The sequence below is a fragment of the Streptomyces sp. NPDC090499 genome, from assembly GCF_044769305.1.
GTDB lineage: Bacteria > Actinomycetota > Actinomycetes > Streptomycetales > Streptomycetaceae > Streptomyces.
This window is the reverse complement of record NZ_JBIVXP010000005.1, coordinates 585847-599148: the sequence shown is the minus strand read 5'-3', so window position 1 is coordinate 599148 and position 13302 is coordinate 585847. Positions and strand designations below refer to the sequence as shown.

9 protein-coding genes and 5 pseudogenes are annotated in these 13302 nt (G+C 67.9%); 7 read left to right on the top strand and 7 right to left on the bottom strand.

What is annotated here, in order from left to right:
- Positions 1–672 precede the first annotated feature (672 nt).
- The 4 genes from ACIQVL_RS21980 to ACIQVL_RS21965 form a co-directional block, all read right to left on the bottom strand.
- Complete coding sequence (locus ACIQVL_RS21980; protein ID WP_403436976.1) at positions 673–1464, bottom strand: ATP-binding cassette domain-containing protein; 792 nt, start codon at positions 1462–1464, stop codon at positions 673–675.
- A 2-nt stretch (positions 1465–1466) separates the two neighbouring features.
- A complete protein-coding gene (locus ACIQVL_RS21975) occupies positions 1467–2531 on the bottom strand; it encodes an ABC transporter permease (RefSeq protein WP_403436978.1) in 1065 nt (354 codons plus the stop codon).
- Between the two features lie 95 nt (positions 2532–2626).
- Complete coding sequence (locus ACIQVL_RS21970) at positions 2627–3712, bottom strand: sugar ABC transporter substrate-binding protein (protein WP_403436980.1); 1086 nt, start codon at positions 3710–3712, stop codon at positions 2627–2629.
- 466 nt (positions 3713–4178) lie between these two features.
- Positions 4179–5216, bottom strand: a complete 1038-nt coding sequence (locus tag ACIQVL_RS21965) for a LacI family DNA-binding transcriptional regulator (protein ID WP_403436982.1) — start codon at positions 5214–5216, stop codon at positions 4179–4181.
- A gap of 178 nt (positions 5217–5394) precedes the next feature.
- Here ACIQVL_RS21965 and ACIQVL_RS21960 point away from each other — a divergent pair, with 178 nt between their 5' ends.
- From ACIQVL_RS21960 to ACIQVL_RS21945, 4 genes are all read left to right on the top strand, one after another.
- Positions 5395–6576 carry a Gfo/Idh/MocA family protein gene (locus tag ACIQVL_RS21960; protein WP_403436983.1) on the top strand — a complete coding sequence of 394 codons (1182 nt, stop codon included), beginning with the start codon at positions 5395–5397 and terminating at the stop codon, positions 6574–6576.
- Between the two features lie 111 nt (positions 6577–6687).
- Entirely contained in the window at positions 6688–7701 is a 1014-nt protein-coding gene (locus ACIQVL_RS21955) for a sugar phosphate isomerase/epimerase family protein (protein WP_403436985.1), read from the top strand.
- Entirely contained in the window at positions 7698–8561 is an 864-nt protein-coding gene (locus tag ACIQVL_RS21950) for an SDR family NAD(P)-dependent oxidoreductase (protein WP_403476128.1), read from the top strand. Before ACIQVL_RS21955 ends, ACIQVL_RS21950 begins: the two co-directional genes overlap by 4 nt.
- Positions 8562–8713: 152 nt before the next feature.
- Positions 8714–9571 carry a sugar phosphate isomerase/epimerase family protein gene (locus tag ACIQVL_RS21945; RefSeq protein ID WP_403436987.1) on the top strand — a complete coding sequence of 286 codons (858 nt, stop codon included), beginning with the start codon at positions 8714–8716 and terminating at the stop codon, positions 9569–9571.
- Between the two features lie 135 nt (positions 9572–9706).
- On the opposite strand, the pseudogene ACIQVL_RS21940 reads toward ACIQVL_RS21945, so the two are convergent.
- Positions 9707–9907: pseudogene (locus tag ACIQVL_RS21940) on the bottom strand (sugar ABC transporter substrate-binding protein); the annotation flags it as partial.
- Positions 9908–9947: 40 nt separating this feature from the next.
- Between ACIQVL_RS21940 and ACIQVL_RS21935 the strand changes: the two are divergent.
- The 3 genes and pseudogenes from ACIQVL_RS21935 to ACIQVL_RS21925 form a co-directional block, all read left to right on the top strand.
- Positions 9948–10493 (top strand): annotated as a pseudogene (locus tag ACIQVL_RS21935) (cytochrome P450); the annotation flags it as partial.
- Between the two features lie 44 nt (positions 10494–10537).
- Entirely contained in the window at positions 10538–10705 is a 168-nt protein-coding gene (locus ACIQVL_RS21930; RefSeq protein ID WP_403476223.1) for a hypothetical protein, read from the top strand.
- Positions 10706–10879: 174 nt separating this feature from the next.
- A pseudogene (locus tag ACIQVL_RS21925) lies at positions 10880–11964 on the top strand (sensor histidine kinase); the annotation flags it as partial.
- On the opposite strand, the pseudogene ACIQVL_RS21920 reads toward ACIQVL_RS21925, so the two are convergent.
- Together ACIQVL_RS21920 and ACIQVL_RS21915 are read right to left on the bottom strand one after the other, a co-directional pair.
- A pseudogene (locus ACIQVL_RS21920) lies at positions 11944–12093 on the bottom strand (DNA-binding response regulator); the annotation flags it as partial. The pseudogenes ACIQVL_RS21925 and ACIQVL_RS21920 overlap by 21 nt on opposite strands.
- Before the next feature lie 239 nt (positions 12094–12332).
- A pseudogene (locus ACIQVL_RS21915) lies at positions 12333–12843 on the bottom strand (IS481 family transposase); the annotation flags it as partial.
- Positions 12844–13302 lie beyond the last annotated feature (459 nt).

Below are 13302 nucleotides of genomic sequence, written 5' to 3'. Positions count from 1 at the left end.
CGCCGCTCGGCCGCCCACCTCTGGAGGTGGGCGGCCGAGCGGCGTTCGTTCTTGCCGCCCCGGCGCAGCAGTACCCGCCATCGTCCCCGGAAGGCGCACCATGAAGACGTCGACCGGGCCCTGGGCTCCCACGACGAATCCGTCACACTCGTAGAGCCGACAGGCAGCACCGCAGGGGCTTCATTCCCACAGTCATACCCGTACGGCCGTGTGCTCCAGCCACTGTCTGTCTCCGAAGGGCCGGACCGCGACGCATCCGGCGACTTCGCGGTCGACCATGGTGATCGACGTGTGCTGCGGCGAGAAGGAATCTCCCGCAGCCGCTGCCGCACCCGGAGTGCGTCGTAGCGTCCCAGGCCTCCCAGAGCCGCCCCCATGACCGCGGCCCGCAACTGCGCGATCCACTCGATGCCCGCTGCCATCGCAGCACGCAGCCTGCCGCGTGCGCCGATCACCTCCGCGCAGCCACCTCTTTCTCCGGTTGCCTGTCCGGTCCCCATCTCCGCGGCTTCCACAGCCGACGTGCCCCAGTCCGCGTCCGCGTGCCCTGGACTGCCGTCTTCATCGACTGGAACCCGGTGCCCCTGTCCCCTCGTTACGACTCTCTGCACGACTGAGCCGCCCAGGGCGCGTGGCTCTGGGCGGCTCACCGGCGTGAGGTCACGGCGTCGATCAGGCGTCGGCCTGCAGCTTCGTGAGCTCGGCTTCCAGGTCGGCCATGGCCTCGCCGCCGGCCATCAGGTCGGTGATCTCTTCCCGCGTGCGCTCACCCTTGCGGAAGTCGTCGGCCTTCTGACCACGGATCAGGACAGCGAAGTGGTCGCCGACCATCATGGCGTGCCGCACATTGTGGGTGACGAGGATGACAGCGACGCCCTTGGCGCGGGCCTGCATGATGATGCGCAGGACGTGGGCGGCCTCCTTGACGCCGAGCGCAGCGGTCGGTTCGTCCAGGATGAGGACGTTGGCGCCGAAGTAGACGGCGCGTGCGATGGCCAGGGCCTGGCGCTCACCGCCCGAGAGGCTGCCGACGAGGCGGTTGCCGTCGGTGACCCGGGTGATGCCCAGGGACTGCATCTCGCGTACGGCGATCTCGCCCGCGAGCTTCTTGTCGAACAGTTTGAAGGGGCCGAAGCCCTTGGTGGGTTCGGCGCCGACGAAGAAGCAGCGGCCGACACCCATCAGCGGGAAGGTGCCGCCGAACTGGTGCACGGTGGCGATGCCCTGGTCGCTGGCGTCGCGGGGGCTTTCGAAGCTGACCGGTTGGCCGTTGATCTCGATGGTGCCGGTGGTGGGCTTGTGGAAACCGGACATGATCTTGATGAGGGTGGACTTGCCGGCCCCGTTGTCGCCCAGCAGGCACAAGACCTTGCCTGCGTCCACCTCTAGGGAGATGTCCTGCAGCGCGTTGGTGCCGAGGAACGACTTGCTGACGTCGGTGAGGCGGAGAAGGGGTGTGGTCATGGTCAGGCCTTCTTCGCGGATCGGGGCTTGTAGGAGAGGGCCAGGCGGCGGAACGTGTTGTTCATCAGGACGGCCGTGAGGATAAGGATGCCGAGGATCAGGCTGGCCCAGTCGGAGTTCCAGCCGGTGTAGTAGATGCCCTGGTTGACGATGGCGAAGGTCAACGTCCCCAGCACCACGCCGAAGACGGAGCCGTAGCCGCCGGTGAGCAGGACTCCGCCGATGACCACGGCGATGATGGAGTTGAAGACGAAGGACTGGCCGTTGGCGACCTGGGCGCCGTTGTAGAGGATGGTCTGGATCACGCCGACCAGGGCGGCGCCGAAGCCGCTGCCCATGTACAGGGCGATCTTCACCCGGTTGACGGGGATGCCGGTCGCGCGGGCGCTTTCCTTGTCGCCGCCGATCGCGAAGATCCAGTTGCCGTACTTCATCATCTGCAGCAGCACCGTGACCACGACCGCGATGCCGAGCCACCAAAAGATCGCGACCTCGAACTGGCCGGCGATCAGCTTGCCGAACAGCGTCTTCGACACGGAGTCGGGGCTGATGGGGACGCTGGTGGTGCCGGTCGTGACACGCGACAGCCCCAGGGTGAGGCCGGCCATACCGGACATGGTGGCCAGGGTGACGACCAGCGAGGGGACATTGGTCCGCGTCACGATGAACCCGTTGAGCAGGCCAGTGAGCAGTCCCAGACCGAGCGCGCACAGGATGCCGACGATCATGGGGGCGCCCCAGTGGCCGGAAACGATGGCCAGCGTCATGGAGCTGCCGGCCAGGACCGAGCCGACGGAGACGTCGAGTTCACCGGCGATCATCAGCAGTCCCACGGGGATGGCGACGATGCCGAGCTCGGCGGCGATGTTCAGCCAGCTCGCCGAACCTCCGGTGGCGAGGAACTTCTCACCGCCGAAGATCGCGAAGAAGACGAAGACGCTGAGCGTTCCGATGAGGGCGCCGGCCTCGGGGCGGTGCCGCAGTTGCCCGAGCGGGCTCTCGGACTGCTGCGGTGGGGCGACGGCGGTCTCTTTCTCGGCCGTCGTGTCGGGAAGTGAGGTTGTCATCGGAATGCAGTCACCTTCGTGAATCCGGGTGTGGTGCGAGGCGGGCTTCGGGAGGGGTGCCGGGCCCTTACGGCGGTCCCGGCACAGAGGGCGAATCAGCGCACGCCGGCCTTGGCGCCTGCGATCGCCGCGTCGACGTTGTCCTTGGTGACCAGCAACGGGCCGGTCAGGATCGGGTTCTGCGGCGGGAGAACGCCGTAGGAGAGGTACTGGTTCGCGATCGAGACGACGTAGAAGCCCTGCAGGTAGGGCTGTTGGTCGATGGCGAACAGCTGGCTGCCGCCCTTGATCCGGTCGAGCTGGCTCTGCGAGAGGTCGAAGGTGCCGAGCTTGACCTTGTCGCCGACCTTGGCCTGCTGGATCGCGGCAGCGGCGCTGTCGGCGTCCCCGACACCGATTGTCACCAGTGCGTCGATCGAGGAGTCCTTCAGCAACGCGCCCTTGATCGCCTGGGTGACGGCGGACGGGTTGCCGAAGTTGGACGAGGGAAGGGGAAGCTGCTTGGACGAGGAGCCGTTGCTCGTGGCGCCGTCCTTGATGCCCTTGCAGCGGGCCTCCTGGTTGGCGGAGCCGGGCACGGTGTTGACGCACAGGATGTTCTTGGCGCCCTCTTCGGCGAACTTGACGCCGCCGGCCTTTCCGGCCTCGTAGTCGTCCGAGCCGATGTACTTCACGGCGCCGACCCGCTTGGCCGCGTCAATGCCACCCGAGTTGTAGATGAACACCTTGATGCCCTTGGCGATGGCCTGCTTGATCGCGGAGTCCTGGTTCTCCGGCACCCAGTCAGGCACGAGGATCGCCGAGGGTTCCTGCGAAATGGCGGTCAGCGTCAGCTTGGCGACGTCCGGGCCGAGGTTGTCGTAGTTCGCCGGGCCGAGGTAAGTGACCGAGCCGCCGCCCGCCTTCACCAGCTTCGTCGCGTCCTCGACGCCTCGCTTGACCGCGGAGAAGAACGGGTCGTCGGACTTGCCGCCGATGACGACGAGGTTGACCTTGCCGTTGCTCTTCGCCCCGGACGTCGATCCACCCCCAGCCGTCGCCGTCGCGTCCGCGGTGTCGCCCTTGGCCTTGCCGCTGGCGCAGCCGGTCAGCGCGGTGGCCGCGATGGCGGCCAGGCTCACCACGGTCAGAACTCTTCGGGAGAGACGACCGGACGGCCGCCTGGACTGGGTGCGTTCCATGTGCTGGGGGCTCCTTCGTGTGATGCCGGGCGGGGCGTGAGCGGGGCCAGGCATGTCTCGGGGTGGAGTGGTGCGGCGGTGCGTATGCGCGAATCGGGTGGCCATCCACACGTTCACGCGGCTGCGCGGGGAAGGCCGGCACGGTCGCAGCACCGGTATTCGCTTGGACTGGCGTAGCGGCGTCGGCGGTCGGTAGGACGGCTCGTCGCGGGGGTGTCCCGGCACCGATCGCGGCAACGCCGGATTGTGTGGCTGATATCGGTTCCGCGATGTTTTAAATCGCTTTAAGCGGGTGGCCAGAGCATGCTTGTGTTTCCGATAGGTGTCAAGGGCCTACTCACAAAATGCACGCCATTCCGTTATCTACCACGAAAGCTGCATCGGCCACATATCTCACGCCTGCACGGCTGTGTCCCGCAGTCGGCGAGACACACCACGGCCACCCGGTAGAGACGTTCGAAGCTGATCAGCGAGGCTGTGCTGTGGTCCCACGAACGACGAGGGAGGGAGCGAGGACGATCTCACGGGGCACGGTGCGCCCCTGATCGAGGCGTTCGACGACGGCGGTGACGGCCTGCCGGGCCTGCTCCTCGGCGTTCTGGCTGACCGTGGTCAGGTTGAAGCAGGACAGACGGGAGAGGGTGTCGTCGTCGTAACCGACGACGGAGACGGCTCCAGGGATGTCGACCCCGGCCCCCCGGAGGGCCGTGAGCAGGCCGATGGCGCTCCGGTCGTTGAACGTCACGACTGCGGTCGGCAGATTGCCCTCATCAAGGAGATGCCTGCCGGCCTTCTCGCCGGCTTCCTCGGTGAGGTCCCCGTGGAGGATCCTGATCTGCGCGTCGAGCCCATGACGGCGCATGGCGCCCCGGTATCCCCGGCGGCGGTCGGTGGCGATGACACCCTTGCCGCCGTCGACGTAGGCGATCACACGGTGACCAAGACCCACCAGATGGTCGACGATCTGGCCGACACCGGCTTCGTCGGCGCTGCGCACGACGTCAAGATCGGCCCCGGTGATCCGGCGGCCCAGCGAGATCACGGGCGCCCTGCGGTCGAGCTCGGCAAGGACGGAGACGGGGGCCACCGGGCCGATGAGAATCAGCGCCTCGCAACGGAAGGCGAGCAGCGTCTCAACGGCCGTGTTCTCGTCGCGGGTGCGGGTCTGGGTGCTCAGGACGAGGTCGTAGCCGACCTCCTCGGCGGCCGTGTGCAAATGCTCGACCAACTCGGCCTGAAAGGCGCTGTGGACATCGATCATCACACCGAGCAGCCGACTGCGCCTGCTGGCCAGGGCACTGGCCGTACGGTCGGGGCGATAGCCGAGTTCGGCGGCCGCCTTCAGCACTCGCTGCCGGGTGCGCTCGCTGGGACCGGGCACGTTGCGCAGCACCAGCGACACCGACGCCGTGGACAGGCCGACGCGCGCGGCGACGTCCTCCAGCCGAGGCCGCGCAATCGCGCCGTTGCCGCCCGCGGGGGCAACGGAACCGAGCTCGTCCACACGACCTCCCGGAGATTTTCGGCAACACCCTTGACATCTGTCCGTGACGCCACAGATAGTACCAGCACTTAAAGCGCTTTAATTTACTCAGCCGGCGATCTCGGGACGGAACCTGACCCATGACGTTCGGCCACACGTCCCCCAGGCACGGCGCAGCGACGCGCCGGAGAGGAACACCATGATCACGAGGCCGATCGGGGTGGCGGTCATCGGAGCCGGCATGGCGGGCCGAGCCCACCTCAACGGCTACCGGCAGGCCGCGACTCTCTACGGCGCCGGACTGCCCGAGGTACGCCTGGTCGCTGTCGCCGACGCCCACGAACCCTTCGCCCTCGACGCCGCTCGCCGCTACGGCTACGAGCGGGCCGAGACCGACTGGCGGGCGATCGCCGAGGCCGACGACATCGACGCGGTCAGCGTCGTGGTCGCCAACCACCTGCACCGCGAGATCGTCGAAGCGCTGCTGGCGGCCGGCAAGCACGTGCTGTGCGAGAAGCCGCTCGCACCGACCGTGGCCGACGCTGAGGCCATGGTCAAGGCCGCCGAGGGTACCGGTCTGGTGGCTGCGACCGGATTCACCTTCCGCCGCTCCCCCGCGATCAACGCGATCCGGCAGCAGGTACGGGAAGGCTCGCTGGGGCCCGTCCAGCACTTCAACGGGCACTACTGGTGCGACTATGGGCACAACCCCGACGCACCCATCAGCTGGCGCTACAAGGGCGGACCAGGCTCGGGTGCGCTGTCGGACATCGGCAGCCACCTCATCGATCTCGGCGAGTACTTCTGCGGGCCGGTGCAGAGCGTGCAGGGCGCGGTCCTGTCCACCCAGGTGGGCCAGCGGCCAGTCCCGCTGGGCACCGCAGTGGGGCACTCGGCCGACGTGGCGGTCGGCCAGGAGCGCGCGCCGGTCGAGAACGACGACATCGCCACCTTCACCGCAACGTTCGCCTCCGGCGCCGTCGGCACCTTCTCCGTCTCCCGCATCGCCCGCGGGCTGGCCAACTCCCTGGGCTTCGAGGTGTTCACGAAGGGCGGCGCTGCGACCTTCGAACTCTCCCGTCCGGCGGAGTTCACCATCGCTGACTCGTCAGCCGCCGACCCGGTGGACGGATACCGGCGAGTGGTGATCGGCCCCGACCACCCCTACATCGCCGGTGGCCTGCCCATGGACTTCCCAAGCGTCGGTCACGGCCAACACGAGTTCTTCGTCTGGCAGGCCCGGTCCTTCCTGGAGCAGATCGCAGGCGTGGACCGACTGCCGCACTGCCCCACCCTCGCCGACGGGCTGCACAACCTGCGCGTCATCGACGGGATCGTCGCCTCCGCCAACGCCGGCGGCAAGGCCGTCACCGTCCAGTGAAAGGGCTGACCGCCCCACCCCGTCCCTGAGCTCCTGCCCGATCGCGTCTCCCACCCCGCGCTCACCGGCACCACTTACCCCCACCATCAAGAAGGACCGAGGAAACACAAGATGAAGCTGGGCCTCTACAACGCGATCCTGCACGACCGGTCGCTGCCCGAAGCGATCAAAGTCATCGCCGATCTGGGCCTGACCGGCATCGAGATCAACACGGGCGGCTTCCTGCCCGCCGTACACGTGCCGACCTTCGACGACATCCTCGTCAGCGACACCGCCCGGGACGACTTCCTCGGAATCTTCGAGGGCACCGGCGTCTCCATCGCCGGCCTCAACGCCAACGGCAACCCGCTGCACCCCACCCCCGCCATCGGCGAGAAGCATGCCGAAGACGTCCGCCGCTCCATCCGCCTGGCCGAGCGGCTCGGACAGCACCGCCTGGTGACCATGTCCGGCCTGCCCGGCGGCGAGCCGGGCGCGACCCGCCCGAACTGGATCGTCAACGCCTGGAACTCCGCGGCCCTGGACGTACTGGACCACCAGTGGAAGATCGCCGCGGAATTCTGGCGCGAGACGGACCGGCTCGCCCGTGACCACGATGTCAAGGTCGCCCTGGAACTGCACCCGCAGAACCTCGTGTTCAACTCCGCCGACGTACACAAGCTCATCGAGCTGACCGGCGCCACGCACGTGGGCGTCGAACTGGACGCCTCCCACCTGTTCTGGCAGCAGATGGACCCGGTCGCGGTCATCCGCCACCTCGGCGACCTCGTGTTCCACGCCGCCGCCAAGGACGTACGCATCAACCCAGAGCACGCCGCCCTCAACGGCGTCCTCGACAACAGCTTCCGACGCCTCTCCCCCGACGAGCCGCGCACCAACCTCGGCGGCGACGAATGGGCCAACGAATGGCCCAAGAATTCCGCCTGGGACTTCGTCGCCCTCGGCAAGGGCCACGACGTCGCCTACTGGACCGAGTTCCTGCGCGCCCTCCACGAGGTCGACCCGGACATGCTGGTCAACATCGAGCACGAGGACACCGAACTCGGACCCGTCGAGGGCGTCGCCGTAGCCGCCGAAGTCCTCAAGGCCGCCGACGCCGCGCTGCAGGAGTCATTGCGATCATGATCGCCTGGGCCAGCTACCCCTACCAGGGCCGAGTCGTCCTCATCACGGGAGCCGGCACCGGCATCGGCCGGGCGACCGCGCGTGCGTTCCTCGAGCAGGGAGCGAGCGTGGCGGTCCTCGGCCGCCATCCGGAGCCACTGCAGGAGGCCGTGGCAGGCTTCGACGCGGAGCGCCTGCAGGTGCTCGTCGCCGATGTGACGGACCCCCACGCTCTGGCGGGCGCGGTGGCTGCGGTCGTCCAGCGCTTCGGCCGCCTCGATGTCGTCGTCGCCAACGCCGGCACCAGCGAGCCCAGCCGCATCGACGCATTCGACGACGCCGCCTGGGAGCGCCTGCGATCGGTGAACCTCGATGCCGTCATCTATCTCGCACGCCTGGCTGTTCCGCTGCTGCGTGCCACCCACGGCAACTTCGTGGCGATCTCCTCCATCGCCGGCCTGCGCGGCGATTGGGGCCAGTTCGCCTACAACGCCACCAAGGCGGCGGTCAACGCGTTGGTGCAGAGCCTCGCCCTCGACCTCGGTGCCGACGGTGTACGGGTGAATGCCATCGCACCGGCCTTCACCGTGTCACGGCTCACTCAGGAGCGGCTCGATGACCCTGTGTTCTCCAGCCGGCTTCTGGATCGCCTCGCCCTTGACCGGGTCGCCCAGCCCGAGGACATCGCGCGTGCCCTGCTTTTCCTGGCCAGCCCCGACGCCGGATACATCACGGGGGCCGTGATCCCTGTCGACGGCGGCACCAGCGCCTCCAGCGGTACACCACGTCCTGTTGAGCAACGCGCTCGGCACCTCAACGCAGAAGGGAGCGCCAAGACCACAGCGGCAGCTACGGCATCGGCGGCGCCGAGCCCGTGGTGACCTGACCGGTCTCACCCCACAAATGAACCACCGACACCATCGCCGGCTTCGCCGCGCAGCGCACCCGACAGCCCATACACCCACCGGGGGAATGGGAAGCGGCTCCGGCGGTCCTCGCACTGCCAGAGCCGATGACGCCAAGGAGCACCACCGTGAAGATCGCCCTCGACCCGTACATGATCCGCAACGTGCCGCTGCTGGAACTCCCGGCCGTGGTGGCCGAGTTGGGCTACGAGTGGATCGAACTCTCCCCACGTGAGGACTTCATCCCCTTCTTCCGGCACCCGCGCGTCGACGACGCCACCGTACGGAAGTTCCGCAAGGCCCTGGACTCGGCGGGTGTCGGCATTTCCTCGCTGCTGCCGCTGTTCCGCTGGTCCGGCCCGGACGAGGACGCCCGCCAGGCCGCCGTACGCTACTGGAAGCGGTCCATCCAGATCTGCGCGGACCTCGGCGTCGACAGCATGATCTCCGAGTTCAACGGCCGCCCCGAGGATGCAGACCGCAGCGAGGCCCAGTTCTGGAAGTCGCTGGACGAGCTGCTCCCGGTCTTCGAGCGCGAGGGCATCAAGCTCGCCCTGGAACCCCACCCGGACGACTTCATCGAGAACGGCTACGACGCGATCAATTTGATCCGGGGCATCAACCACCCCAACGTCACCTTCCTCTACTGCGCCCCGCACACCTTCCACATCGGCAACGACGCCCCCGGCATCATCAAGCACGCGGGCGATCTCCTCACTCACGTCCACCTCGCGGACGCCTACGACCACACCGCCTCGTCCGGCCTGAGGTACATCCTCAACCCGCCCGGCACCCCGGCACGGGTCCACCAGCACCTGAACATGGGCGAGGGCGAGGTCGACTTCGACGAGCTCTTCCGCGAGCTGCGCGCCCACGGCTTCGACGGCACCCTCACTGCCTGCGTCTTCGCCTGGGAGGAGAAGGCAAAGGAGTCTTCCGTCTTCATGCGGGAGAAGATCAACGAATACCTGGCCGCTCAGAAGTGATTCCACGTCGTCGGCATATGAGCACCGCGGACTCGCCCATATGATCGCTCAGCGTGGGGCCCACGAAGCACGAAATGGGCTGCACCCGCCTCAGCGCCGGGGTCGCCGTCGGCCCCGGCCCATGCGGAGCCACTGCTAGCGGGTGCCCTTCTCGGCGTGCTCGGCGACCTTGTCGAGGTTGGACTTGTCGATGAACGCGGGACCAGTGAGCACCGAACGTCCGCCGCCGAGGATGTTGCGGTTGGTGTTGTACAGCCATAGCGAGTCGATGGCCTGGTAGCCCTGCAGGTACGGCTGCTGGTCGATCGCCCACTGCACGTCACCGGCTTGGAGTGCCTACCCGCTGAGCATCACCGTCATCTGCGAGCTGCTCGGTGTGCCCTCCGAGCGCCGGAACGAGTTCCGCACCTGGTCGGTGGCGGCCACTACGCCGAACCAGACGGATCCGGAAGCGACCCGGGAGGGCGGCCGCAAGCTGCAGGAGTTCCTCGGCGAGCACATCGCCGCCAAGCGCGCCGCCCTGGCCGGCGAGACCAACCCGCGGACCGCTCCCGACATCCTCTCAGCGATGATCATCTCGCGGGACGCGGACGACGGCCTGAGCGACGAGGAACTCGTCGGCATGGCGTTCCTCCTGCTGGTCGCGGGCCACGAGACGACCGTGGGTCTCATGGGGGCGATGGCACTCGGCCTCTGGCGCCACCAGGACCAGCGCCGCCTCCTCCTGGACGACCCCTCTCTGATCGAATCAGCGGTCGAGGAGTTCCTGCGGTACAAGGGTTCGGTGCAGCGGTCCACCTTCCGCATCGCCACCGAGGACGTCGAGATCGGCGGGACCCTGATCCCAGAGGGCAGCACGGTCACCATGCTGCTCGGCTCTGCCAACTACGACCCCGCCCAGTTCGAGAACCCTGACGAGCTCGACATCACCCGCGAGCCCGGCCGCACGTCGACTTCGGCCAGGGCATCCACTTCTGCCTGGGCGCCCCGCTCGCCAGGGCAGAGACGGACATCGCCATCACCACACTGCTGCGACGGCACCCGGACTACTCGGTGGCCGTACCGGACAACGAGTTCACCTACCAGCCGACGGTGATCCGAGCCCTGACGTCGCTGCCGATCAAGGTGGCCTGAGTGCCATGACAACCGCGCGGGTGGGGCAGGCTCCAGGAAAGGGGTCCCCAGCCCCGCCCTTGTCGGCATGGGCGAACCGCCGCGAACGCCACCTCGTCGATCAGCCCGGCGAGCGCCTCAAAGCCCCTTCGCGAGGATCAGGCGCAGGGCGGGACGGCCGTATTGGATGGTTTCATGGCCGCTCGACTCCCCCACCCACTTGGGTTCGACATCCGCGTCGCGCTCGGCAGCCTGCTCTGCGGACTGCTGCTGTGGGCCGTCGGCCTGGCCACGCGTCCGGCCACCGAGGAGTACGTGCTCCTGCCCGGACGCTGGGCGATGCTGCTGCCGCTTCTCGTCATGGCCGGCTGCGAGCTGTTGCGCCGGAGGGCCCTGCGCGCGACCCTGCTCACCGGCACGGCCGCCATCGTTCTGGACACCGTCACCCAGGGCAACCTGGTCACCGACCTCATGTACGCGGCCGTCGTGTACGGCCCGCCCACGCAGGCTCGCCGCATCCCCCGGTCACCGGACTGCTCTCTGTGGCCAGGGCCGTGGTGCCGTTCGCGCTGTGGCGCGAGCCCCAAGCGTTGCTGATCGGCGTGACTACGGGCCTCGCCGCCTTCGCGCCCCCCGCCACCGGTCTGATCGTCCGCAACCACCGCGACGCCGCAGAGGCGGGCCCAGTTGCGCGCCGAACAAACCGCGATGCTGGCCGAGATGGACCGCACCCAGGCCATCACCTCCGAACGCGCCCGCATGGCAGGCGAGTTGCACGACATGGTCACCAACCACCTCTCCGCGATCGCCATCCACTCCACGGCCGCCCTCTCCGTCGACAGCCCCGAAATCCTCCCCGGACGCCCTGTCCGTCATCCGCGGGAACAGGGCTCGCGGAGATGCGCCAGCTCATCGGCATCCCGCCGGATTCGAGCGGCAACACCGAGCCGGTCGCCGGCCCCCACCTTCGGCGGACTCGGCGCCCTGGTCGAGGGCGCCCGCGCCACCGGCCTCGATGTGACCCTCGACGCCACGCACGACGCCGTCCCCACCCCGTCGAGCTCGCCGCCTACCGCATCGTCCAGGAGTCCGTCACCAACACCCTCAAGCACGCATCCCCGGCCGGGTTACAGCTCGCTCAGCAGAACGGTTCCCTCGCCGTCATCGTGACCAGCCCCTTCGGAGACCATGACGAGCCCGCGCGGCTGGCTCGGGTGCCGACTCCTCCGGGCGGCCTCGAACGCGCCGCCGAGCAACTCGACCAGGTCGGGCCGCAGTTCGCGGGCCAGGGCCACCGCCGGCTCACCGTCCGCCGTCTCGTCGACAACCTCGATGTCGGGGGCGCTGCGTAGGATGAGGACGAGGGCGGCCTGGACGGCGGACTGATCCTCGGCGACGTGGACACGGATGGCCCACGAAGCACGAAATGGCCGTACCGGACAACGAGTTCACCTACCAGCCGACGGTGATCCGAGCCCTGACGTGGTGCTGATGGGTATTGGCGACGCCACAGGTCGTCGCCGAGGACCTGGCCGACGTGCTCGTCCTGACCTCTTTCGACCCCCACAAATACGTCTACGGAGCGCTATGGGCCAGCGCCTCGGACTTCCTGCTGAAGTACCCGGAGGCGAACTCGTGGAGGCGTGCGGGTCTGGCGCCAGATGTTCGTGGTGTAGGCCCAGGCATGGTCGGTCGGGACCCGTTCGATGGTGATGCCGCGTTCGGCGAACCAGGCGGTGGCACAGGCAAGGAAGCCTGCTCAGCTCGGGGGTCTCGCCTGGCGGGTATTCGGTGTAGGCCAGGCCGGAGTGGTCGTCCAGGTCGGTGTGCAGGTAGGCGTATCCGGCGCCTTTGCAGCCGTCGTTACCCGGGCTTCCGGTCGCACGGCCCAGCACCTTGTGGCCGCCATCAGGGTGCGGCCGAGCTTCTTGACGTCGATGTGGACCAGTTCGCCGGGCTGGCGCGCTCGTAGCGGCGGACCGGTTCGCTGGTGGCCCGATCGGTGGATGGGGTAGGCGGTGACAGCGCAGGTGCAGCGGGCGGTGGAGGCGGCGATGCCACGTCCAGCGGCCGGCCGGACAGGGCCGATTCGGTGTCGCAGGGTAGGCGGATGACCTTCTGTTCGACCGAAGCCGGGGTGCCCAATGCTGGTGGTGCGGGGCTCGGTCCGGAGGACACCGGGCGGTGCGTCGGCCTCGGAGCCGTCGAGATCTTGGTGCCTACTGTGACCACGGCGGCCGTCAACTGGACACGGAGCGATGAGCGGGCGTTTAACACCTCGCCCACACGCGAGTCAGACAAAGTGACGCTGCACAGCTCACTGGAGGTCAGCTCGCCTGAGTCGAGCTCGCCCCTGCGACCGTCGCACTCCGGATAGCAGCCGGCACTGGGATACCCACGCGGCGAACCTGCGGAGCCCTTCCCCTTCTGGACCGTGATCATCGAAGGGTGCAGATCTACGGAGAAGGACTCGCCAGCCATATGTCCTTCAGCAATAACTATGCAAGCCGAACGGTCTAGGCTCAGCATGATGCACATTTATGAGTAATACGGACATTATAAAGCTCTAGCCATCCCCATTGACGCATGATGTCCATACTCATTAACATCCTCGTCAC

Bases quoted from the DNA above. Each gene is read 5' to 3' on its own strand.
- ACIQVL_RS21955 (WP_403436985.1), top strand. From the start codon at position 6,688: ATGAAGCTGGGCCTCTACAACGCGATCCTGCACGACCGGTCGCTGCCC.
- ACIQVL_RS21950 (WP_403476128.1), top strand. From the start codon at position 7,698: ATGATCGCCTGGGCCAGCTACCCCTACCAGGGCCGAGTCGTCCTCATC.
- ACIQVL_RS21970 (WP_403436980.1), bottom strand. From the start codon at position 3,712: ATGGAACGCACCCAGTCCAGGCGGCCGTCCGGTCGTCTCTCCCGAAGA.
- ACIQVL_RS21960 (WP_403436983.1), top strand. From the start codon at position 5,395: ATGATCACGAGGCCGATCGGGGTGGCGGTCATCGGAGCCGGCATGGCG.
- ACIQVL_RS21980 (WP_403436976.1), bottom strand. From the start codon at position 1,464: ATGACCACACCCCTTCTCCGCCTCACCGACGTCAGCAAGTCGTTCCTC.
- ACIQVL_RS21975 (WP_403436978.1), bottom strand. From the start codon at position 2,531: ATGACAACCTCACTTCCCGACACGACGGCCGAGAAAGAGACCGCCGTC.